Raw genomic sequence first — 20726 nt, 5'->3', positions numbered from 1 at the left:
CGCCTGCCCCTTCTGCCTCGTCATGCTCACCGACTCCGTCAACGGCAAGTAGAACGACGGCAAGGCCAAGGAATCCGTCCAGGTCGTCGCGGCTTCGCGCCGCCCCCGCACGTGGGCGGCCCCGGCGTCGGCACGCCGCCGCAGGGCTACCCGGCGTACGACGCCGGGCCCGTCACCGAGGCGTTCCCCGCCTTCACGGAGCCCGCCGGGCCGACGGGCGGGCCCGCGATGGGGACCGTACCCGTACACGCCGACGAGGCGCCGCGCTGGCCGGGCCCCGAGGCCGCGCACGCTCCCGCCCCGGCGCCCGCCCCCGTCGCGCCGGCCCCCGGGCCGCAGCCGCCGAGGCAGCCCCTGCCGACGCCGCCCGGCCCGGCGGGCAAGCAGACCAAGGGGGCGGGGCCGGCCGCGAAGCCCGCCAAGCCCGCCAAGAAGGGCCGCTCCAAGCTGGTCCTCCTCGGCGGTGGCCTGGTCACGCTGGTCTGCGTGGCCTACGGCGCCGGGCTGCTGCTGAACCACTCCGACGTCCCCAAGGGCACCACCGTCCTCGGCGTCGACATCAGCGGCAGCCGCGACGAGGCCGTCAACAAGCTGGAGCAGGCCTTCGGCACCCGCGCCGCGGCCCCGCTCCAGCTCAGCGTCGGCGGCAAGCAGGTCGAGCTGAAGCCCGACAAGGCGGGCCTGACCCTCGACGCGCAGACCACCGTCCGCAACGCCGCGGGCAGCGACTACAACCCCGTCACCGTCATCGGCACCCTCTTCGGCGTCGAGCGCACGGCAGAGGCCGTCATGCCGGTCGACGAGGAGAAGCTGCGCGTCGCGCTCCAGGAGCTGGGCGGCAGCGCCGGCACCGCCACCGAGGCCACCATCAAGTTCGACACCGGCAAGCCCGTCGCGGTCCCCGGCAAGGCGGGCGAGGGCCTCGACGTCGACGGCTCGGTGGACCGGGTCAGGAAGGCCTTCGGCGAGCTCGTCGGCAGCGGCAAGGCCGCCCCCGTCGAACTTCCGGTCACGACCCGGGAGCCCACCGTCACCCAGGCCGAACTGGACCGGGCGATGAAGGAGTTCGCGGAGCCCGCCATGTCCGGCACCGTGACGGTCAAGGCGGGCGCCAAGTCCCTCCCCTTCGGCGCCAAGTCCCTGCCGAAGATCATCAGCATGACGGCCGTGGACGGACGCCTCGTCGAGAAGTACGACCTGGAGGCCCTCAAGGCCACCTACGGGAACACCTTCGACGGCGTCATGATCACCCGCGGCACCGGGGCGAAGACGGCCGTCACCCCGCAGGACGTCGCGGGAGCCCTCGGCAAGGCCCTGATCGGCAAGACCCCCGCCGAGCGGATCGTCGTCATCGACACCAACGCCGGCTGATCCGGGTCCGCCCTGCCCGAAGCCCCTCTCCCCGCCCGGGGAAAGGGGCTTCGGCGTACCCGGCCCGGTCCGGGCGTACCCCGCTCAGTTCAGCAGCGCGCGGGCGGAGACGGCCTCGCCGCGGATGCGGGACGCCGCCTCCTTGTCCACCGCGTCCATCACCTCGGCGTACGCCTCCAGTTCGGCCGCGCCCGCCGTGAAGGCGCCGCGCTCCACCAGCAGCCGCGCCCGCTCGTAGCGCAGCGCCGCCGGGTGCGAGGGCAGCAGCAGCGCCAGGTCCAGCGACCAGAGGGCCACCGCCGAGTGCTCCGGCCGGCCCGACGCCCAGGCCCGCACGTTGTTCAGGATCCGCAGCACGATGTCCAGGGTCCGGGCCGGCGTCCGCGGCCCCGAGGCCAGCTCCGCCGGACCCGCGCCGAGCGAGGCCCCGCCCGCGAACGGGTCCGCGACCACGCCCTCCTCCGGATCCCCGAAACCCACCACGAAGTGCCCGGGCAGCCCCAGCCCGTACACGGGCGCGCCCGCCCGCCGCGCCACCTCCATCCAGACGACGGAGAGCAGGATCGGCAGCCCCCGGCGGCGCCGCAGCACCTCGTGGAGCAGCGAGGAGGTGAGGCGGTCGTAGTCCGCCGGGGTGCCGTGGAAACCCAGCCGGCCCCCCAGCAGCTCCGTCAGGGCCGACGCCCAGGCCCGCCCGCCGCTCAGCCCGTACGGCAGCATCCCCGCGAGCCGGTCCAGCTCGATCTGCGCCCAGTCCATGGCGCGTTCGTCCAGGTCCGGGTCGGCCTCCGCGGCCAGCAGCAGGCACAGCTGCGCCAGGTCGGGCCGCTCCGCGCGGGCCTCCGCCGCGAACAGCTCCCGCGTCCGCGCGCTCACCGCGCCGCCCGGGCCCGGAAGTGGTGGTAGGCGTGGTGCGTCGCGAAGCCCATCCCGTCGTACAGGGCGCGCGCCCCGGGATTGTCGCTCTCCACCTGGAGCCAGGCCGCCGAGGCGCCCTCCTCCAGCGCCCGCCGGGCCAGGGCCGCCATGACCGCCGTCGCCAGGCCCCGCCGCCGGTGCTCCGGGGCGACCGTGACCGCGCCGAACCCGGCCCAGCGCCCGTCCACCACGCAGCGTCCGACCGCGCGGCCGTCGGCGAGGGAGGCGAACCACACCGAGGGGCCCTCCACGAGCATCCGCCGGGCCAGGTCCGGGTCCCGGACCTTCCCGTAGCGGCCGAGCCACGCCTCGTCCGGGGTGCGGGTCAGGCGTACGTCCGTCACGTCGGCGTCCAGGTCCGCGACCGGGGCCAGGCCCCCGACGCGGACCTCCGCCGAGACCTCGTTGACCCAGCCGCGCCGTTCCAGTTCCGCGCAGAGCAGCTCCTGCGTGCCGGCCGCGCCGGTCGCGGTCTGCACGTACGCCGGAAGGTCACGTTCCGCGTACCAGGAGGTCACCCGGGCGAGTGCTTCGTCCAGGGGTATGCCGGGATCGCCGAGCGGCAGTACCGAGTTGGCCCGGCGGGTGAAGCCCCCGGCGGCCCTCAGCGTCCACTCCCCGAGCGGTTCGCTCTCCAGCGGCACCCAGGCCCGCGCCGTGACCCTCGCCAGCTCCTGGAAGGAGGCCGCCGGACCCCTGCGGCGGGCCGGCGCGGGCGGCACCGTCTTGCCCGCGACCAGCAGGGATTCCGGGATGTGGACGGACACGCCGTCCTTGCGTGTGATCGTCAGCACACCCTGGTTCCAGGATGTGAGAACCCCGACGGCGTCCACGAAGGCGGGGGACCGCCCCGACTCCGCCTCCACCCGTCGTACAGAGACTCGTTTACCCACGTCAGCCGGGGTGATACGGATCTCCAGCAGCCCACCGGCAGTGATTTCCACAGCTCTGTCCGCCCCTCCTGTTCGGATCGTGCCCGGGAACGGAGATACTAGGTGCGGGCATCGACGACGCCGCGCTCCCGCGCGAATGGACAGCCCTACCGAGGAGGAACGAGAGCGTGACCTACGTCATCGCGGAGCCTTGTGTCGACGTCAAGGACAAGGCATGCATCGAAGAGTGCCCCGTCGACTGCATCTACGAGGGCCAGCGGTCCTTGTACATCCACCCGGACGAGTGCGTCGACTGCGGCGCGTGTGAGCCGGTCTGCCCGGTCGAGGCCATCTTCTACGAGGACGACACCCCGGAGGAGTGGAAGGACTACTACAAGGCGAACGTCGAGTTCTTCGACGAGCTCGGTTCGCCCGGTGGTGCCTCCAAGCTGGGCCTGATCGAGCGCGACCACCCCTTCGTCGCGGCGCTGCCGGCGGACATCAACCCGCAGCACTGACCGTTCACGGCAGACGCTCCTCGGTCCCGTACGGCACTCCTGCCGCGCGGGACCGAGCCGTTTACCCACCCGAACCGAGCGCGTACCCAGAGAGAGCAGAGACCACCGTGGCCGCAGTATCCGACCGTCTTCCCGTCTTTCCCTGGGACAAGCTGGAGCCGTACAAGAAGACGGCCGCGGCCCACCCGGACGGCATCGTCGACCTGTCGGTCGGCACGCCCGTCGACCCGGTCCCGGAGCTGATCCAGCGCGCCCTGGTCGCCGCCGCCGACTCCCCGGGCTACCCGACGGTGTGGGGGACGCCCGCCCTGCGCGACGCGATCACCGGCTGGCTGCGCGGCCGGCTCGGAGCGAGCGCCGCCGGACACCGCAACGTCCTGCCGGTCGTCGGCTCCAAGGAACTCGTGGCCTGGCTGCCGACCCAGCTGGGCCTGGGCGCCGGCGACAAGGTCGCCTACCCCCGCCTCGCCTACCCGACGTACGAGGTCGGCGCCCGCCTGTGCGGCGCCGAGCCGGTCGTCTACGACGACCCCACCGACCTCGACCCGGCCGGCGTGAAGCTCCTGTGGCTCAACTCCCCGTCCAACCCCACCGGCAGGGTCCTGTCCAAGGAGGACCTGGTCCGGATCGTGGCCTGGGCGCGCGAGCACGGCATCCTGCTCTTCAGCGACGAGTGCTACCTGGAACTGGGCTGGGAGGCGGAGCCCGTCTCCGTCCTCCACGACGAGGTCTGCGGCGGCTCCTACGAGGGCATCGTCGCCGTCCACTCCCTCTCCAAGCGGTCCAACCTGGCCGGCTACCGGGCCGCGTTCATCGCAGGTGACGCCGACGTCCTCGGCGAGCTGCTCCAGATCCGCAAGCACGGCGGCATGATGACCTCCGCCCCCGTCCAGGCGGCCACCGTCGTGGCCCTGGGCGACGACGCCCACGTCGCCGAGCAGCGCGGCCGCTACGCCGCCCGCCGCGAGGCGCTCCGCGCGGCCCTGGAGGCACACGGCTTCCGCGTCGAGCACAGTGAGGCCAGCCTGTACCTGTGGGTGACCCGCGACGAGCCCTGCTGGGACACCGTCGCCCGCCTCGCGGAGCTCGGCATCCTCGTCGCGCCCGGCGACTTCTACGGCGAGGCCGGCGCCGAGTTCGTCCGCGTCGCCTTCACGGCCACCGACGAGCGGGTCGCGGCCGCCGTCAAGCGCCTGGGCTGAGCCCGGGGCCCGGGCCTCCCGGACCCCGAACGGCCCGAGGGGCCGGGAGCGTGCGCTCCCGGCCCCTCGGCGTTCCCGCGGCGGTGTCAGCCGCCCAGCACGGGCAGCGTGCCCACCGGCAGGGTGTTCACGGGCAGCCCGCCGAGCGTCTTGGTCGCCGTGCCGGCCAGTTCGCCGGCGGGACCGGCGGCCGGAACGGCGCCGGTGACGGTGCCCGCGGCGTCCGTGGCCGCGGCCGTGGCGTCCGCGGAGTCCGGCGCCGTGAGCGCGCCCAGCTGCGGCACGGACTCCAGGCCCGCGGCGCTGGCCGCGCCGGCCGCACCGACCACGGGCGCGGTACCGGCGGCCAGGAGCAGCGCGGCACGGGCGATCCGACGGGTCAGGGGGAGGGACATGTTGCTCCTAAGCGGTAGCGGCTGAGTACGCCGTGTACAACCGCTCCCGGGGTGGATCAAGTTGCGGATGCCCCGGGTAAAGGATCGGTAATGCGTCGGCTTATCGGCTTCGGCGACAAGCGCATGAGATACCCGTACGCCCTCACGGAACCCGCTCCGACCAGCGGATCCGCGACCCCCCGCCGACCAGCCGCGGCCGGCGCGCGCCCCTCCCCCTGCGGGTGACGGTTCGTACGCCTGCCCGCCCGTCCCGGATCCGCGGCTACCTGGGGCGGGTCAGGAAGATCCGTACGTCCTCCGGGCCCGCGGCGCGCGGATCACCGGCGGCGGAGGGGACGCCCGGGACCCACGCGCCCCGGTGCTCGCCCGCGATCCACGCCATCCCGTCGTAGGAGACCCGCTGTATCCCAAGCTCCGAGGCGTGCGCGACGGCCCAGTGCGCCAGCTCCCACCCGCGCCGCTGCTCCTTCACCCGCAGGGCCACCTCGGCCGCGTCCCGGGGCGCCGCATTGCCGCGCGGGGCACCGGCCTTCGGCAGCACGGCCGGCCCGAAGTCCCGGCTCAGCCCCTCCCGCACCCGGGCCGGATCGCCCTCGGGACCGTCCTTCGGGCCGGCGCACTCCAGGACGGAGCGGGCCCGCCCGGTGAAGGCCGCCGTCAGCAGCACCGCGTCCGGCTCGTGCTTCGCGTAGGCGTCCGGGAAACCGCTGCGCTGCACCTTCTGCGCGGCGACCGTCAGCGGCATCCCCGCGTACCCGGGAACGTCCTCCAGCCGGTCGTAGAAGATCCCGGCCGAGTACACCGGGTCCATGATCTGGTCCGGGGTTCCCCAGCCCTGCGAGGGGCGTTGCTGGAACAGACCCAGCGAATCCCGGTCGCCGTGGTCCAGGTTGCGCAGCGCCGACTCCTGCATGGCCGTGGCCACCGCGATCGTCACCGCCCGCTCCGGCATCCCCTTCGTCGTCCCCACCGCCGCTATGGTCGCCGCGTAGCGGGCCTGTTCCGGGCTCAGGGAGAACGAACGCCCCCCGCCCCCGCCGGCTTCCGCCGCGCGCACCGTGCAGTGCGGGGCGCCGGCCCCGCCGATGGACTCGTTCTGGACGACGCCGTACCCGATCAGGCCGAGCAGCGCGAGCAGCGCCGCGGCCAGGCGTATCGGGCGTCGGCGGCGTCGGGGACGGGAGCGATCGGTCTCGGACACGCGGCTACCGTACTTGAGGCAGATGACGCGTCCACCGGCCGGACGCACCCGGTACCGGCGCATCCCGGGGCGTTAGGGTCGGGTCCATGTCCGAATCCGAGCTGGACCTCACCCTGGACGCTGCCGAGCTGACCGCCCGGCTCGTCGACATCCCTTCCGTGAGCGGCGACGAGAAGGTCCTCGCCGACCTCGTGGAAAACGCGCTGCGCGGCCTCCCGCACCTCACCGTCGACCGCCACGGCAACAACGTCGTCGCCCGCACGAACCTCGGCCGCGCCGAGCGCGTCGTACTCGCCGGCCACCTCGACACCGTGCCGATCGCCGACAACGTGCCCTCCCGCCTGGACGAGAACGACGTCCTGTGGGGCTGCGGCACGACGGACATGAAGTCCGGGGTCGCCGTGCAGCTGCGCATCGCCGCGACCGTCCCCGAGCCGAACCGCGACCTCACCTTCGTCTTCTACGACCAGGAAGAGGTCGCCGCCGACCTCAACGGCCTCGGCAAGGTCGCCGAGGCCCACCCCGACTGGCTCACCGGCGACTTCGCCGTCCTGCTGGAACCCTCCAACGCCGAGGTCGAGGGCGGCTGCCAGGGCACCCTGCGGGTCCTGCTCCGCACGGCCGGCGAGCGCGCGCACTCCGCGCGCAGCTGGATGGGCTCCAACGCCATCCACGGCGCCGCCCCGATCCTGGCGAAGCTGGCCGCCTACGAGGCCCGCAAGCCGGTCATCGACGGCCTGGAGTACCACGAGGGCCTCAACGCGGTCGCCATCCAGGGCGGCGTCGCCAACAACGTCATCCCGGACGCGTGCACGGTCACCGTGAACTTCCGCTACGCCCCCGACCGCACCGTCGAGGACGCCGTCGCCCACGTGCGGGAGGTGTTCGCGGACTGCGGGATCTCCGAGTTCGTGGTCGACGACTTCTCCGGCGGCGCCCTGCCCGGCCTCTCCCACCCCGCCGCCGCGGCCTTCATGGAAGCCGTCGGGGGCCGCGCCATGCCGAAGTTCGGCTGGACGGACGTGGCCCGCTTCAGCGCCCTCGGCGTTCCGGCGGTCAACTACGGCCCGGGAGACGCCCTGCTGGCCCACAAGGTCGACGAGCGCGTCGAGACGAAGGCGATCCTCCACTGCGAGGAACGACTCCGCGCCTGGCTGACCTCGTAAATTCCCCTTCTGGCCACCTTTGTGCGCCTAACCTGATCCAACGATCAGCAGGAGGGAGCACATCATGGGCAACCCCGAAGGTTCGTCTCGTCGTCGGCCCGAGGAGCAGCAGCTCGGGCCGGTGCTGCGCAGGCGGAGCCAGGTGCAGGCGGGCAGTACGACGGACCAGCGGCTGCTGGACTCAGCCGGGCCCTCCGAGTGGGTGCACACCGATCCCTGGCGGGTCCTGCGCATCCAGTCGGAGTTCATCGAGGGCTTCGGCACGCTCGCCGAGCTGCCGCCCGCGATCAGCGTGTTCGGCTCGGCCCGCACCCCGGTCGACTCGCCGGAGTACGACGCCGGCGTACGGATCGGGCGGGCCCTCGTCGACGCGGGCTTCGCCGTCATCACCGGCGGCGGCCCGGGCGCGATGGAGGCGGCCAACAAGGGCGCCCGCGAGGGCGGCGGCATCTCCGTCGGCCTCGGCATCGAGCTGCCCTTCGAGCAGGGGCTCAACGAGCACGTCGACCTCGGGCTGAACTTCCGGTACTTCTTCGTCCGCAAGACGATGTTCGTGAAGTACAGCCAGGGCTTCGTGGTCCTGCCGGGCGGCCTCGGCACGCTCGACGAGATGTTCGAGGCGCTGACCCTGGTACAGACCCAGAAGATCACCCGCTTCCCGATCGTGCTCTTCGGCACGGAGTACTGGGGCGGCCTGATCGACTGGCTGCGCAACACGGTGATCGCCCAGGGCAAGGCTTCGGAGAAGGACCTCTACCTCTTCCACGTCACGGACGACGTGGACGAGGCGATCGCCCTGGTGACGAAGGAAGTCGGCAAGTAGGACCCGCTCCCCCCGGCGGCCGGCCGCCGGGGGAAGGCCGGCTCAGGCCAGGCCGCGGCGGGCGACCGCCGGCGGGCGGTGCCCCTGGATCGACGCCACCATGTCGAGGACCTGCTTCGTCTCCGCGACCTCGTGGACCCGGTAGACCTGGGCGCCCAGCCACGCCGAGACGGCGGTGGTCGCCAGGGTGCCCAGCAGGCGCTCCTTGACCGGCTTGTCGAGGGTCTCGCCGACGAAGTCCTTGTTGGACAGGGACACCAGCACCGGCCAGCCCGTATCGGTCATCTCCGAGAGCCGGCGGGTGGCCTCCAGCGAGTGGCGGGTGTTCTTCCCGAAGTCGTGCCCCGGGTCGATCATGATCGACTCCCGGGGGACGCCGAGGGCCGCAGCCCGCTCAGCCAGCCCGACCGTGACGCGCAGGACGTCCTCCATCACGTCCCCGTACACGGTCCGGTGCGGCCGGGTCCGCGGCTCGACCCCGCCCGCGTGGGTGCAGACCAGACCGGCGCCGTAGCGCGCGGCGACCTCCGCGAGCTTGGGGTCCACCCCGCCCCACGCGTCGTTCAGCACGTCCGCCCCGGCCTCGCACACCGCCTCGCCGACCTCGTGCCGCCAGGTGTCGACGCTGATCACCACGTCCGGGTGGCGGCGCCGCACCTCCGCCACGAAACCGACCGTGCGCCGGGCCTCCTCGGCGGCGTCCACGTGCTCCCCGGGACCCGCCTTCACCCCGCCGACGTCGATGATGGCCGCGCCCTCGGCGACCGCCCGCTCGACCCGGTCCAGCGCGGGCTCGTCGCGGAACGTCGCGCCCTGGTCGTAGAAGGAGTCGGGAGTCCGGTTCACGATGGCCATGATCACCGGCTCGTGGGTGTCGAACTCGCGCCTGCCCAGTCGCAGCATCCTGCTCTTTCCTCCTTCGGCGACCCTCTCGCCTCGTCTGCGACCTTAACCTGGTGGCCGGAGTCTCTCAGGGGAGTTGATCGTGTTCTGGTTCTTGCTGATCGCGCTGGTCGTGGTCGTGGCCGCGGTCACCCTCGCGGTGGTCGGCGGAGGTTCGGAGGCCGTCCTGCCCGAGGCCGAGCCGGACCGGGTGACCGACGGGCTCCCGGAGAGCCGTCCCGTGGTGCGGGCGGACATCGACGCCCTGCGGCTGCCCGTCGCACCGCGCGGCTACCGGATGGCCGAGGTGGACGACGTACTGGACCGCCTGGCGGCCGAGCTGGCGGAACGGGACGCGCGGATCGCGGAGCTCTCGGCCGCCGCGGCCGGCGCCGCCTCTGCGGGGCGCCCCGCGGAGGCGGCCCCGGCCCCCGCGATCGACCTGACCAAGGAAACCCCGTGAGCGGCGGGCCCGTCGCCGGCCCGGACGGCCGCCTGCGCTGCCCGTGGGGCCTGTCCACCGAGGACTACGTCACCTACCACGACACCGAGTGGGGCCGGCCGGTCCACGGCGACGACGCCCTGTACGAGCGGCTGTGCCTGGAGGCCTTCCAGTCGGGCCTGTCGTGGCTGACGATCCTGCGCCGCCGCGAGGGCTTCCGTACCGCCTTCGCGGGATTCGCGATCGCCGAGGTCGCCCGCTTCGGCGAGGCCGACGTACTGCGGCTGATGGCGGACGAGGGGATCATCCGCAACCGGGCCAAGATCGAGGCCACCCTCGCCAACGCGAAGGAGCTCGCGGGTTGGAAGCCGGGCGAGCTGGACGCGCTGATCTGGTCCCACGCCCCGGGAGAGCCCGGCCCGGCGCCGGAGGACGTGGCCGACGTGCCGGCGGTCACCCCGGAGTCCACGGCCCTGGCCAAGGCCCTGAAGAAGGCCGGGATCCGCTTCGTCGGCCCCACGACCGCCTACGCCCTGATGCAGGCCTGCGGCCTGGTCAACGACCACCTGGCGGGCTGCGTCTCCCGCGAGGCCTGAGCCCCGCGGGAGGCGGCCGCCCCGCCGGGCGGCCCCGCCGTCAGCGGCCCAGGTACTTCGGGGGCTGCTTGGCGAGGAAGGCCTGGACGGCGATGGCGTGGTCCTCGGAGGCACCCGCGCGGGCCTGCAGCGCCTCCTCGCGCTCCAGGGCCTCGGGGAGCGAGGCGCAGGCGCCGTAGGCCAGGGACTCCTTCAGCGCCGCGTAGGCCACCGTGGGGCCCTGCGCGAGGGTGCGGGCCAGCGACTCGGCCTCCGCGTGCAAGGACTCCGCGGGCACCAGACGGTTCGCGATGCCCAGCTCGTACGCCTCGCGGGCCTTGACCGAGCGCGGGAAGAGCAGGAGGTCGGAGGCGCGCGAGGCACCGATCAGGCGGGGCAGGGTCCAGGAGACGCCCGAGTCCGCGGTCAGCGCCACCCCCGCGAAGGAGGTGTTGAAGGAGGCGTCCTCCGAGACGATCCGGTAGTCCGCCGCCAGGGCGAAACCGAAGCCGGCGCCGGCCGCGACGCCGTTGACTCCGGCCACCACGGGCTTGGGCATCTCGGTCAGGGCCCGGACGATCGGGTTGTAGTGCTCGGAGACGGTGTCCATCGTCAGGGACGAGCCGTTCTCGCGGTCCGCCGCCAGGTTCCCGATGTGTTCCTTGAGGTCCTGGCCCACGCAGAACGCCCGGGTGCCCGCCGCGGTGAGCAGCACGGCCCGCACCCCGGTGTCCGCGGCCGCCGCCAGGGCCGCGTCGCGCAGGGCGACCTTGGCCTCCGTGTTCATGGCGTTCATCGCGTCGGGCCGGTTGATCGTGATGGTCGCGAGTCCGTCGGATACTTCGTAGAGCACGCTGTCGGCCATGGCGGGGGTCCCCCTTCGTCGCGGGCTTGGCTACCGGCCGGTACCGGCCGGTGCAAGGGTCAGCATGGCGGACGCCGCCACCACCGGTCATGTGATGTGCGTCAAACACGGCGGAGGCGGTCTCCCGGTCGCAGCGGCGAAGTATCGCAGGCGGATCCCCGAAATGAGTGGTTTTGGCCGAGCGCGTTGCGCAAGCGTTCCCATCCGATGTTGGTCATCGGGTCCTGACATGCGGGATAATGGCCGGGAAGCAATGTGTTCGATGCCGGGTACTAGGCGCCTGAACGGGGCCGTCGGCTGACGATGAGCTGGTTTCAGGAAGGGGAACGAGCATGGCGGCCATGAAGCCGCGGACGGGCGACGGCCCGCTCGAGGTCACCAAGGAGGGGCGGGGCATCGTCATGCGCGTACCGCTCGAGGGCGGCGGTCGGCTCGTCGTCGAGCTGACTCCGGACGAAGCGGACGCCCTGGGTGACGCCCTGAAGAAGGTCGTCGGCTGAAGCAGCGGCACCATCTGATCATCTCTGCACCGCCCCGGCCGCTCCTCGCGTCCGGGGCGGTGTTGCGTCCGCACCCGGACGGGGCCGTCGCCGGCCCCCGCCGCGTCCCGACGGGCTCCGCTCGCTCCTCAGCGACGGACCGCGCACAGCAGCCCGTCACCCACCGGGAGCAGCGCGGCCTCCAGCGCCGGGCTCTCGCGGACGGTGCGCAGCAGCTCGCGGACCCGGATCACCTCGATGGCGACGGCCGTGGAGTCGACCGTACGGCCGTCGGAGAACACTCCCTCGAAGCACACCAGGCCCCCGGGCCGCAGCAGGCGCAACGATTCGGCGAGGTAGTCGAGGGACTCGGCGGGGTCGCCGTCGCAGAAGACGAGGTCGTACCCGCCGTCCGCGAGGCGGGGCAGCACGTCGAGCGCGCGGCCGGGGATGAAGCGCGCCCGGTTGCCGGCGAAGCCCGCGGCGCGGAAGGCCTGGCGGGCGAAGGCCTGCCGGTCGGGCTCGGGATCCACGGTGGTCAGGACCCCGTCCGGGCGCATTCCGTGGAGCAGGTGGATGCCGGAGACACCGGTGCCGGTGCCGATCTCGGCTACCGCCTTGGCGTCCGCGGTGGCGGCGAGCAGGCGCAGCGCGGCCCCGGTGCCGGGGGAGACGGAGCGCAGGCCCGCTTCCCTGGACCGGTCGCGGGCCCATCGCAGAGCGTCGTCCTCGGCGACAAACGCGTCGGCGAACGCCCAGCTCGTCTGCCGGTTGCCGCTAATGACCCTCTCCTGTCCCCATAGTTGGCGCAACGGTGACTGTATCCGCTGACGTCGGGAACCCGCAGATGGGACCGGGCGTTGGGAGGGGTAGACGCGGGATAGAGGGGACGGCAGCGGGCAGATCGGCGGCCGGGGACCCAAGGCCCGTGCAAAGTTAGCGTAAAAACGTTTATCCGGAGCTGACGGGAGGGGTGGCTATGGTAGGGGCTCCACTGGACACCACCAGAGCCGACAGGGGAGGTGCGGCTGCGCCTGTGGATCGTGGGGGCGTCCTCAGACGCTTCTTCTGGTCGGCGGGTGAGCCGAAATCCGTGACCGACATTGCTGACCGCTTCCACACCGCCGACACCGCAACCACCGCGACCTTTGCCGCCGATGCGGGCTCCCAGGCGTGGACCCCTCCCACGTGGGAGGAGATCGTCAGCACGCACAGTGCGCGGGTCTACCGCCTCGCCTACCGTCTGACGGGCAACCAGCACGACGCCGAGGACCTGACCCAGGAAGTGTTCGTCCGGGTCTTCCGCTCGCTGTCCACGTACACCCCGGGCACCTTCGAGGGCTGGCTGCACCGCATCACCACCAACCTCTTCCTGGACATGGTGCGCCGCAAGCAGCGGATCCGCTTCGACGCGCTCGCCGACGACGCCGCCGAGCGGCTGCCGAGCCGTGAGCCGTCCCCCCAGCAGGTGCTCCACGACACCCACTTCGACGCGGACGTGCAGCAGGCGCTGGACACCCTCGCGCCGGAGTTCCGTGCCGCCGTGGTGCTGTGCGACATCGAGGGCCTGTCCTACGAGGAGATCGCCGCCACCCTCGGCGTGAAGCTCGGCACCGTCCGCAGCCGGATCCACCGCGGCCGTTCGCACCTGCGCAAGGCGCTCAAGCACCGGTCCCCCGAAGCCCGCGCCGAACAGCGTGCGCTGGCCGGGGTGGCGGTGGGCGCCCCGGGCGCCGGGGGAGAGGGCGGACCCGAGTGAGCGGAGCCAGTCCGTCCCCTGCCGAACAGCACCTGGGTGACCGGCTCGCCGCCCTGGTGGACGGGGAGCTGAACCACGACGCGCGCGAGCGGGTCCTGGCCCACCTGGCGACCTGCGCCAAGTGCAAGGCCGAGGCCGATGCCCAGCGCCGCCTGAAGACCATGTTCGTGGAGAGCGCGCCGCCGCCGCTGTCCGCCGGGCTGCTGGCCCGGCTCCAGGGGCTGCCCGGAGGCTCTTCCGAGGGCCCGTCAGGTCCGCCGGGAGCGTCGGGTCCGCCCGGCGCCTCCCGTGGGCCGGGGCTCGCTCCCGCGCCAGGCGCCGAGCCCTTCGGGGGTTTCGCGTACGCGGCCCCTGCCGCTGCGCGCGAGGGCTTCCGCATCCACGAGATGGGGCGGCCCAGACGCCGCCTCGCGTTCGTCGCGGCGGGAGCCGTGTCGCTGGCCGCGATCGCGCTCGGCGGCTCGCTGCCGCTGGAGGCGGTCGAGCCGAACGCCCGCGGTGAGGCGCCGGCCTCCCGGCCCGGCCCCTCGGTGCCGCTGACGGCCGTCGTCCGCGACCGGCTGCCCACCCCCGCGGGCGTACCCGGCCTGGGCCCGTCCGGTCAGCTGCCCCTGGCCGCCACCTCGGCCCCGGCGTCCGCCCAGCCGGTCTCCCTCACCCGCTGAGGCCCGAGAAGGCCCGGGAGGCCCCCCGGGAGGCCAGGGAGGCCCGGCGGATCGGGCCGGGCCCGGGCCCCCGGCGGGCCCGGGCACCTGGTTGAATCTGCGGCAGATGCGCCGCCGTGCGGTGCGACAGGCCCGCGGGGAGCGTCCATGTCCGACAGCCAGCAGTCCGCCAGCCCGTCCGACGGCCGGCCGTCCGACGGTCAGGAGCCTGGCGGCCGGCCTTCCGACGGCCGCAAGGCCGTCCCCGCTCCGAGGTGGTGGAGCCGGCCCGGGAGCCGGGCGGATGCGCCCGGCTCCGCCGTGGACGCCTCCCCGCAGCCGGAGCCCGGCGCGGACTCCCGGGACGCCGCCACCCTTGCCACGGCCACTCCGCCCGGGCCGGCCCCCTCCGGGACCGGCCCGGACACCGGTACCCCTTCCGAGACCGGCCCGGACACGGGTACCCCCTCCGAGACCGGCCCGACCACGGGTACCCCTTCCGCCACCCCGGAGGCGGAAAGCCCCTCCGCCGCCCTGGACGCGGACGCCCGGTCCGGAGCCGCCCCGCAGGGGGAACACCCTGCCGGGGCGCACCCGGGCGAGGGCGCGGACACCCGTGCGGCGGATCCCTTCGACTTCCCCGACACCGTCCCCGGCCCGCGCTACGACCCCTGGGCCGACCGCCCGCTCCACGTGGCGGACCACGGCCAGGCCCCCCGACCGCCCCGGCTGTGGCAGCTGGCCGCCTTCGGCGCCGTGATCGCCCTCCTCGCGGGCGGCGTGGGCGGCTACCTCGGGATCGTCGCGGAGCGCCGCGCCACCACCCGTCTGGAACTGCCGCAGGCGGCCGCCGAGAACAAGGGGCGGGCCCCGGACAGCGTCGCCGGGATCGCCGCGACCGCCCTGCCCGGAGTGGTCACCCTGCACGTCAACGGCGGCGGGGGCGGCGGCACGGGTACGGGCTTCGTCCTCGACGACCAGGGCCACATCCTGACCAACAACCACGTCGTCGCGGGCGCCAAGGACATAACGGTCACCTTCAGCACCGGCGAGAGCGTGCCCGCCACCCTGGTCGGCCGCGACGGGGGCTACGACCTGGCCGTCGTCAAGGTCACCGGCGTACGGGGCCTGCGGCCGCTGGCTCTCGGGAACTCGGAGAACGTCAAGGTCGGGGACCCGGTCGTGGCCATCGGCGCCCCCTTCGACCTGTCCAACACGGTCACCGCGGGCATCATCAGCGCCACCGGCCGCCCCATCACGGCGGGCGGTGACAAGGGCGACGGCAGCGACATCAGCTACGTGGACGCCCTCCAGACCGACGCCCCCATCAACCCGGGGAACTCCGGCGGCCCGCTCCTGGACTCCCGCGCCCACGTCATCGGCATCAACAGCGCCATCCGCGGCGCCGACCAGGGCGACGACGAGGAGGACGGCGCCCGCCAGAGCGGCAGCATCGGCCTGGGTTTCGCCATCCCGGTGAACCAGGGCAAGCGGGTGGCCGAGGAACTGATCCGCACCGGCCGCGCCACCCACCCCGTCATCGGCGTCACCCTGGACATGCAGTTCAAGGGCGACGGGGCCCGCGTCGGCACCAAGGGCGAGGACGGCAAGCCCCCGGTGGTCGCCGACGGGCCCGGCGCCCGCGCCGGCATCCGCCCCGGCGACGTGATCACGAAGGTCGACGGGGTCCGCGTACACGGCGGCGACGAGCTCATCATCAAGATCCGGGCCCACCGTCCCGGAGATCCGCTGCGCCTGACCGTGCTCCGCGACGGCAAGGAGCGCACGCTGGACGTGGTGCTCGGTTCCGCGAACGGTTCCTGACGCGAATGCGGAGTGACGGCGGGGTGAATCCGGGAAAGGGGCGGCACTGGCGTAGGGGACCGCGGACATCGCCGGGTACCGTTGTCCAGGCCCGAAGTGGAGAGAGCCGAGGAGCGGCAAGGTGTTCAACGACATAGGCGCACTCGAGCTGGTCGCGATCGTGGTGCTCGCCATTCTCATCTTCGGCCCGGACAAACTGCCGAAGGTGATCCAGGACGTTTCCGGCGTGATCCGCAAGATCCGGTCGTTCTCCGACAGCGCCAAGCAGGACATCCGCTCCGAACTCGGCCCGGAATTCAAGGACTTCGAGTTCGAGGACCTGAATCCGAAGACCTTCATCCGCAAGCAGCTCACGGAGAACGAGGACCTCAAGGAGATCCGCACCAGCTTCGATCTCCGCAAGGAACTCGACGACGTCACGGACGCCGTGAACGGCAAGGAGACCGCCGCCGCCGAAGCGGCCGCCACGCCCGCCGCCGGCACCGGTCCCGACCTGCTGAAGAAGGCCCCCGCCCCGGCCCCGGAGCCCCGTACGCCCTTCGACGCCGACGCCACCTGAGCCGCGGCCTGCCCGGGGATCGGGGGTCGGATGGCTATCCTCCATCTGTCCGGACCGAAGACGCCCGAGGGAGGGGGTCCCCCCAGCGAAGCGAGGGGGAGGGCCGTTCCGGACCCCACGGAACGAGAGGCCGCCCAGATGGAGACGACGCGCAGTAGTAGCCGGGTGGGCGCACAGCCCGCCGAAATCCCTGCCGCCGCACCCCCGCAGACCGAGCACACCGCCCCGGCGCCCCAGGAGACGCCCCCCGGGCAGCCCCAGGAGGCCACCGCGCCCGTCCCGGCGGCCCGCCGGACGGCCGAGGGGTACCTGAGGGCCGACTTCCCCTGGTACGGGCTGGACGGGGCCTTCACCGGCCCCCGCTGGCTCATGCAGGTCGGCACCGGCGCCGACGGCACCGTGGAGCACGGCTCCACCGGCCACGGCGACGAGCCCTCCGCCCGGGGCGAGATCGCCACCGGCGAGAAGGAACGCTTCGCGGTGGTGATCACCGTGGCCAGCAACCCGCTGCGCCGCAGCGGCGACGGCACCGGCACCCTGGAGGCCACCTCGGTCTCCTCGGCGGCCTGGCTGGCCGGCTCCGGGCTCCTCGCCTACAGCTGGCCCGGGCAGATGGACCACTCCCTGCGCAGCGACTGGCTGGACCAGCAGACCGAGGCCGCCTGGGAACTCGCCGACGACCTCGGCGGCGAGGACTGGTCCACGCTGTCCCTGCCGGTCGACGGGGAGCCGACGCCCTTCCACTACCGCGAGTCCGAGTTCGGCTGGGTCCTCGCCGGGTCCACCCCCGCGGGCGTCCACCTGGGCGCCTACGGCCGGGGCATGAGCGCCTACGGGCTCGGCTTCTCCGTCATCGGGGACCTCGCGTCCTACGAGTAGCCGCGCGGCGGGGCCGCAACGCGAAGGAGGGGGTCACCGCCGGCCGGCGGTGACCCCCTCCTTCGCGTACGTGCCCCGGGCCCGGGGCACGTACGCTAGAACTTGTTGCGCGGGGTGATGCCCAGCGACATGCCCGACAGGCCGCGGGCGCGGCCGCCCAGCTTGCCCGCGATCGCGCGCAGGGCCGCACCGGCCGGGGAGTCCGGGTCGGACAGGACCACGGGCTTGCCGTCGTCGCCGCCCTCGCGCAGCCGCACGTCGATGGGGATCGAGCCGAGCACCGGCACCGACGCGCCGACCGTCTTCGTCAGCCCGTCGGCGACCTTCTGGCCACCGCCCGAGCCGAAGACGTCGACCATCTCGTCGCAGTGCGGGCACGGCAGGCCCGACATGTTCTCGACCACGCCGACGATCTTCTGGTGGGTCTGCACGGCGATCGAGCCGGCCCGCTCGGCGACCTCGGCCGCCGCCTGCTGCGGGGTGGTCACCACGAGGATCTCGGCGTTCGGCACCAGCTGCGCCACCGAGATCGCGATGTCACCGGTGCCCGGCGGCAGGTCCAGCAGCAGCACGTCCAGGTCGCCCCAGAACACGTCCGCGAGGAACTGCTGGAGCGCGCGGTGCAGCATCGGACCGCGCCACACGACCGGCGCGTTGCCCGGGGTGAACATGCCGATGGAGATGACCTTCACGCCGTGCGAGGACGGCGGCATGATCATGTTCTCGACCTGGGTCGGACGGCCCTCGACGCCGAGCATGCGCGGCACGCTGTGGCCGTAGATGTCCGCGTCGACCACGCCGACCTTCAGGCCGTCGGCCGCCATCGCCGCGGCCAGGTTGACCGTCACCGACGACTTGCCGACACCGCCCTTGCCGGACGCGACCGCGTACACGCGGGTCAGCGAGCCGGGCTTCGCGAAGGGCACCTCGCGCTCGGCCGTGCCGCCGCGCAGGGTGGCCGCCAGGTCCTTGCGCTGCTCGTCGCTCATCACGTCGAGGGAGACCGCGACGGAGGTGACGCCCGCGACCTTCTCGACGGCCTCGGTGACGTTCTTGGTGATGGTCTCGCGCATGGGACAGCCCGACACCGTCAGGTACACCGTGACGGCCACCGCGCCGCCGTCGCCGATCTCCACCGATTTGACCATGCCGAGCTCGGTGATCGGCCGGTGGATCTCGGGGTCGTTCACCGTCGCCAGCGCGTCCAGGATCGCGTCCTGCTCAGGCACGGCGGCGGAGCTTGTGTCGGTAGCCATGCCCCGATGGTACGGCTCGGTAGCACGGCTCAGGAAAGCTCCTCAGCGGTCGCCTTCATCACGTTCCGGCGGGAATAGCCGCCGCTCGTCCATCTCCTTGATCAGATCCTGGAACTCGGACCTGATCCAGTCGCGCGTGGCGACCTCGCCCAGGCCCATCCGCAGCGCGGCGATCTCCCGGGTCAGGTACTCGGTGTCCGCGATGGACCGCTCGTTCTGCTTGCGGTCCTGCTCCAGGTTGACCCGGTCCCGGTCGTCCTGCCGGTTCTGCGCGAGCAGGATCAGCGGGGCGGCGTACGAGGCCTGGAGCGACAGCATCAGCGTCAGGAAGATGAACGGGTACTGGTCGAAACGCAGGTGGTCCGGGGCGAAGATGTTCCACAGCACCCACACCACGATGACCAGCGTCATCCAGACGATGAACCGGCCCGTGCCGAGGAACCGCGCCACCTTCTCCGACAGCCGCCCGAACGCCTCCGGGTCGTACTCGGGCAGCAGCCGCCGGCGCGCCGGGCGCGGCACGTCCAGCCGTACGCGGGAACGCGACAACGCGCTCGCCCCGGACGGCGCGGTGCTCTTCGCCCGCTCGGTGGAACGTTCCGGCCGCTCGTGCCGCAGCCGCTCCGCCGCCTCCTCCAGCCGGTCGGACAGCCCCTCCCGGGCATGCTCGCGCCGCTCCCGGCGCCGTTCGCGCGCCGCTTCGCCGCGTCCCCGCTCAGTGGCCACGCACGGCCTCCTCGGAATGGAAGTCCGTCTCGCGCCAGTCGTCGGGCAGCAGGTGGTCCAGTACGTCGTCGACCGTGACCGCGCCCAGCAGCGAACCGCTCTCGTCGACCACCGGCACCGCCACCATGTTGTACGCGGCGAGGTAGCTCGTCACCACCGGCAGCGACGCGTCCGGCCGCAGCGGCGGCAGGTCGGTGTCCACGATCGAACTGACCAGGGTGAACGGCGGATCCCGCAGCAGCCGTTGGAAGTGCACCGTCCCCAGGTACTTGCCCGTCGGGGTCTCGTCCGGCGGCCGGCACACGTACACCTGCGCCGCCAGCGCCGGCGACAGGTCCGACTGCCGTACGCGGGCCAGCGCGTCCGCGACCGTCGCGTCCGGCCGCAGCACGATCGGCTCGGTCGTCATCAGACCGCCCGCCGTGCGCTCCTCGTAGGACAGCAGGCGCCGCACGTCCGCCGCGTCGTCCGGCTGCATCAGGGTCAGCAGCCGCTCCTTGTCGTCCTCCGGCAGCTCGGACAGCAGGTCGGCCGCGTCGTCGGGGTCCATCGCCTCCAGGACGTCCGCTGCGCGCTCCTCCTTCAGCTTGCCGAGGATCTCCACCTGGTCGTCCTCGGGGAGCTCCTCCAGGACGTCCGCGAGCCGGTCGTCGTCCAGGGCGTTGGCCACCTCGGCGCGCCGCTTCGGCGTCAGGTGGTGCAGGACGTTCGCCAGGTCCGCCGGACGCATCTGCTCGAAGGTCGCCACCAGGCTCTCGGCGCCCTGCCCGTGCTCCTCCAGCGAGAAGCCGGTCACCGCGGACCACTCGACCGTCAGGGTCTCGCCGCGCCGGCGCAGCGCGCCCGCCTTGCCCTTGCGGACGAAGATCCGGTCGATCTCCCAGTCCCGGCGGGCCGGCAGCTGCTGGATGGCCACGTCCAGGACGGTGACCTCCTCGCCGGTCGCCCCGAGCGTCACGCGCCGGTCCAGCAGCTCGCCGAGGATCAGCCGCTCGGTCGGGCGCTGCTCGAAGCGCCGCATGTTGACGACGCCGGTGGTGATGACCTGTCCCGATTCCACGCCCGTCACCCGGGTCATCGGCACGAAGATCCGGCGGCGGCTGACGACCTCGACGACCAGACCCAGCAGCCGGGGCGGCCGGCCGCCCACGCGCAGCATCGCGACCAGGTCGCGGACCCGGCCGACCTGATCGCCGTTGGGATCGAAGACGGGCACACCCGACAGATGCGAGACGAAGATCCGCGGGGCGCCTGCAGCCATCCGAGCGCCTCCTAGAGCGTCAATCGACAGTCCTGCCGTGCCTCAGGCTAGCCCGTGCCGCGCGCAACCGTCCTGGTGGGGCCGTCCGCCCGGGGGTCCGGAGGGAGCC

At 73.2% G+C, this 20726-nt stretch carries 22 protein-coding genes and 1 pseudogene; 13 read left to right on the top strand and 10 right to left on the bottom strand.

All coding sequences use genetic code 11. The features are described 5' to 3' along the window. Positions 1–111 precede the first annotated feature (111 nt). On the top strand, positions 112–1371 hold the full coding sequence (locus ABZZ17_RS11820) for a hypothetical protein (protein ID WP_356874655.1): 1260 nt from the start codon (positions 112–114) through the stop codon (positions 1369–1371). Between the two features lie 84 nt (positions 1372–1455). Here the strand turns inward: ABZZ17_RS11820 and ABZZ17_RS11815 are convergent, their stop codons facing one another. Next, positions 1456–2247 carry a transglutaminase-like domain-containing protein gene (locus ABZZ17_RS11815; RefSeq protein ID WP_356874653.1) on the bottom strand — a complete coding sequence of 264 codons (792 nt, stop codon included), beginning with the start codon at positions 2245–2247 and terminating at the stop codon, positions 1456–1458. Continuing rightward, the gene (locus ABZZ17_RS11810) at positions 2244–3233 is read right to left on the bottom strand and encodes a GNAT family N-acetyltransferase (protein ID WP_356874651.1); all 990 of its coding nucleotides are present in this window, start codon (positions 3231–3233) and stop codon (positions 2244–2246) included. The genes ABZZ17_RS11815 and ABZZ17_RS11810 overlap by 4 nt, the downstream gene beginning before the upstream one ends. A gap of 116 nt (positions 3234–3349) precedes the next feature. Between ABZZ17_RS11810 and fdxA the strand changes: the two genes are divergently transcribed. Together fdxA and dapC are read left to right on the top strand one after the other, a co-directional pair. Continuing rightward, positions 3350–3679 carry a ferredoxin gene (gene fdxA / locus ABZZ17_RS11805; protein WP_281211214.1) on the top strand — a complete coding sequence of 110 codons (330 nt, stop codon included), beginning with the start codon at positions 3350–3352 and terminating at the stop codon, positions 3677–3679. A 107-nt stretch (positions 3680–3786) separates the two neighbouring features. Next, positions 3787–4881: a succinyldiaminopimelate transaminase gene (dapC, locus tag ABZZ17_RS11800; protein WP_356874649.1), complete on the top strand. Its 1095-nt coding sequence runs from the start codon at positions 3787–3789 to the stop codon at positions 4879–4881. Positions 4882–4967: 86 nt separating this feature from the next. Here the strand turns inward: dapC and ABZZ17_RS11795 are convergent, their stop codons facing one another. Further along, a complete protein-coding gene (locus ABZZ17_RS11795; RefSeq protein ID WP_356874647.1) occupies positions 4968–5276 on the bottom strand; it encodes an ATP-binding protein in 309 nt (102 codons plus the stop codon). Positions 5277–5538: 262 nt separating this feature from the next. Beyond that, positions 5539–6477: a hypothetical protein gene (locus ABZZ17_RS11790; protein ID WP_356874645.1), complete on the bottom strand. Its 939-nt coding sequence runs from the start codon at positions 6475–6477 to the stop codon at positions 5539–5541. Positions 6478–6563: 86 nt separating this feature from the next. Between ABZZ17_RS11790 and dapE the strand changes: the two genes are divergently transcribed. Continuing rightward, complete coding sequence (gene dapE / locus ABZZ17_RS11785; RefSeq protein WP_356874643.1) at positions 6564–7643, top strand: succinyl-diaminopimelate desuccinylase; 1080 nt, start codon at positions 6564–6566, stop codon at positions 7641–7643. A 64-nt stretch (positions 7644–7707) separates the two neighbouring features. After that, positions 7708–8466, top strand: coding sequence for a TIGR00730 family Rossman fold protein (locus ABZZ17_RS11780; RefSeq protein WP_356874641.1), 759 nt, complete (start codon positions 7708–7710; stop codon positions 8464–8466). Positions 8467–8508: 42 nt separating this feature from the next. Here ABZZ17_RS11780 and folP read toward each other — a convergent pair whose 3' ends face one another. After that, positions 8509–9369 (bottom strand): dihydropteroate synthase, encoded by an 861-nt coding sequence (folP, locus tag ABZZ17_RS11775; protein ID WP_356874639.1) that lies wholly within the window; start codon positions 9367–9369, stop codon positions 8509–8511. A gap of 76 nt (positions 9370–9445) precedes the next feature. Between folP and ABZZ17_RS11770 the strand changes: the two genes are divergently transcribed. Together ABZZ17_RS11770 and ABZZ17_RS11765 are read left to right on the top strand one after the other, a co-directional pair. Continuing rightward, positions 9446–9811: a DivIVA domain-containing protein gene (locus ABZZ17_RS11770; protein ID WP_356874637.1), complete on the top strand. Its 366-nt coding sequence runs from the start codon at positions 9446–9448 to the stop codon at positions 9809–9811. Continuing rightward, the gene (locus ABZZ17_RS11765) at positions 9808–10386 is read left to right on the top strand and encodes a DNA-3-methyladenine glycosylase I (protein ID WP_356874635.1); all 579 of its coding nucleotides are present in this window, start codon (positions 9808–9810) and stop codon (positions 10384–10386) included. Before ABZZ17_RS11770 ends, ABZZ17_RS11765 begins: the two co-directional genes overlap by 4 nt. Positions 10387–10426: 40 nt before the next feature. On the opposite strand, the gene ABZZ17_RS11760 is transcribed toward ABZZ17_RS11765, so the two are convergent. Then, entirely contained in the window at positions 10427–11230 is an 804-nt protein-coding gene (locus tag ABZZ17_RS11760; RefSeq protein ID WP_356874633.1) for an enoyl-CoA hydratase-related protein, read from the bottom strand. Between the two features lie 332 nt (positions 11231–11562). Here ABZZ17_RS11760 and ABZZ17_RS11755 point away from each other — a divergent pair, with 332 nt between their 5' ends. Continuing rightward, the gene (locus ABZZ17_RS11755) at positions 11563–11730 is read left to right on the top strand and encodes a DUF3117 domain-containing protein (protein WP_003966491.1); all 168 of its coding nucleotides are present in this window, start codon (positions 11563–11565) and stop codon (positions 11728–11730) included. A gap of 128 nt (positions 11731–11858) precedes the next feature. Here ABZZ17_RS11755 and ABZZ17_RS11750 read toward each other — a convergent pair whose 3' ends face one another. After that, positions 11859–12521 (bottom strand): class I SAM-dependent methyltransferase, encoded by a 663-nt coding sequence (locus ABZZ17_RS11750; protein ID WP_356874631.1) that lies wholly within the window; start codon positions 12519–12521, stop codon positions 11859–11861. A gap of 167 nt (positions 12522–12688) precedes the next feature. Between ABZZ17_RS11750 and sigE the strand changes: the two genes are divergently transcribed. The 5 genes and pseudogenes from sigE to ABZZ17_RS11725 all read left to right on the top strand — a co-directional run bounded on the left by sigE (position 12689) and on the right by ABZZ17_RS11725 (position 17374). Beyond that, positions 12689–13468: an RNA polymerase sigma factor SigE gene (gene sigE / locus ABZZ17_RS11745; protein ID WP_356874629.1), complete on the top strand. Its 780-nt coding sequence runs from the start codon at positions 12689–12691 to the stop codon at positions 13466–13468. Continuing rightward, positions 13465–13947, top strand: a pseudogene (locus ABZZ17_RS11740) (zf-HC2 domain-containing protein); the annotation flags it as partial. The gene sigE and the pseudogene ABZZ17_RS11740, both read left to right, overlap by 4 nt. Before the next feature lie 333 nt (positions 13948–14280). After that, complete coding sequence (locus ABZZ17_RS11735; protein ID WP_356874627.1) at positions 14281–15936, top strand: trypsin-like peptidase domain-containing protein; 1656 nt, start codon at positions 14281–14283, stop codon at positions 15934–15936. A 121-nt stretch (positions 15937–16057) separates the two neighbouring features. After that, a complete protein-coding gene (locus ABZZ17_RS11730) occupies positions 16058–16495 on the top strand; it encodes a sec-independent translocase (protein ID WP_356874625.1) in 438 nt (145 codons plus the stop codon). 138 nt (positions 16496–16633) lie between these two features. Beyond that, the gene (locus ABZZ17_RS11725; RefSeq protein WP_356874623.1) at positions 16634–17374 is read left to right on the top strand and encodes a hypothetical protein; all 741 of its coding nucleotides are present in this window, start codon (positions 16634–16636) and stop codon (positions 17372–17374) included. Positions 17375–17469: 95 nt separating this feature from the next. Here the strand turns inward: ABZZ17_RS11725 and ABZZ17_RS11720 are convergent, their stop codons facing one another. The 3 genes from ABZZ17_RS11720 to ABZZ17_RS11710 all read right to left on the bottom strand — a co-directional run bounded on the left by ABZZ17_RS11720 (position 17470) and on the right by ABZZ17_RS11710 (position 20617). Continuing rightward, positions 17470–18630: an Mrp/NBP35 family ATP-binding protein gene (locus tag ABZZ17_RS11720; protein ID WP_356874621.1), complete on the bottom strand. Its 1161-nt coding sequence runs from the start codon at positions 18628–18630 to the stop codon at positions 17470–17472. A 42-nt stretch (positions 18631–18672) separates the two neighbouring features. After that, a complete protein-coding gene (locus ABZZ17_RS11715) occupies positions 18673–19248 on the bottom strand; it encodes a DUF1003 domain-containing protein (RefSeq protein WP_356874671.1) in 576 nt (191 codons plus the stop codon). Positions 19249–19345: 97 nt separating this feature from the next. Beyond that, positions 19346–20617, bottom strand: a complete 1272-nt coding sequence (locus tag ABZZ17_RS11710) for a CBS domain-containing protein (protein ID WP_356874619.1) — start codon at positions 20615–20617, stop codon at positions 19346–19348. Positions 20618–20726 lie beyond the last annotated feature (109 nt).

Source organism: Streptomyces sp. NPDC006512 (assembly GCF_040611935.1).
In the GTDB taxonomy this organism is placed as follows: Bacteria; Actinomycetota; Actinomycetes; order Streptomycetales; family Streptomycetaceae; genus Streptomyces.
The sequence above is the reverse complement of the archived record's forward strand: the minus strand, read 5'-3'. Positions and strand labels throughout refer to the sequence as shown.

Bases quoted from the DNA above. Each gene is read 5' to 3' on its own strand.
- ABZZ17_RS11710 (WP_356874619.1), bottom strand. From the start codon at position 20,617: ATGGCTGCAGGCGCCCCGCGGATCTTCGTCTCGCATCTGTCGGGTGTG.
- folP (WP_356874639.1), bottom strand. From the start codon at position 9,369: ATGCTGCGACTGGGCAGGCGCGAGTTCGACACCCACGAGCCGGTGATC.
- sigE (WP_356874629.1), top strand. From the start codon at position 12,689: ATGGTAGGGGCTCCACTGGACACCACCAGAGCCGACAGGGGAGGTGCG.
- ABZZ17_RS11795 (WP_356874647.1), bottom strand. From the start codon at position 5,276: ATGTCCCTCCCCCTGACCCGTCGGATCGCCCGTGCCGCGCTGCTCCTG.
- ABZZ17_RS11760 (WP_356874633.1), bottom strand. From the start codon at position 11,230: ATGGCCGACAGCGTGCTCTACGAAGTATCCGACGGACTCGCGACCATC.
- ABZZ17_RS11755 (WP_003966491.1), top strand. From the start codon at position 11,563: ATGGCGGCCATGAAGCCGCGGACGGGCGACGGCCCGCTCGAGGTCACC.
- ABZZ17_RS11780 (WP_356874641.1), top strand. From the start codon at position 7,708: ATGGGCAACCCCGAAGGTTCGTCTCGTCGTCGGCCCGAGGAGCAGCAG.
- ABZZ17_RS11735 (WP_356874627.1), top strand. From the start codon at position 14,281: ATGTCCGACAGCCAGCAGTCCGCCAGCCCGTCCGACGGCCGGCCGTCC.
- ABZZ17_RS11725 (WP_356874623.1), top strand. From the start codon at position 16,634: ATGGAGACGACGCGCAGTAGTAGCCGGGTGGGCGCACAGCCCGCCGAA.
- dapE (WP_356874643.1), top strand. From the start codon at position 6,564: ATGTCCGAATCCGAGCTGGACCTCACCCTGGACGCTGCCGAGCTGACC.
- ABZZ17_RS11720 (WP_356874621.1), bottom strand. From the start codon at position 18,630: ATGGCTACCGACACAAGCTCCGCCGCCGTGCCTGAGCAGGACGCGATC.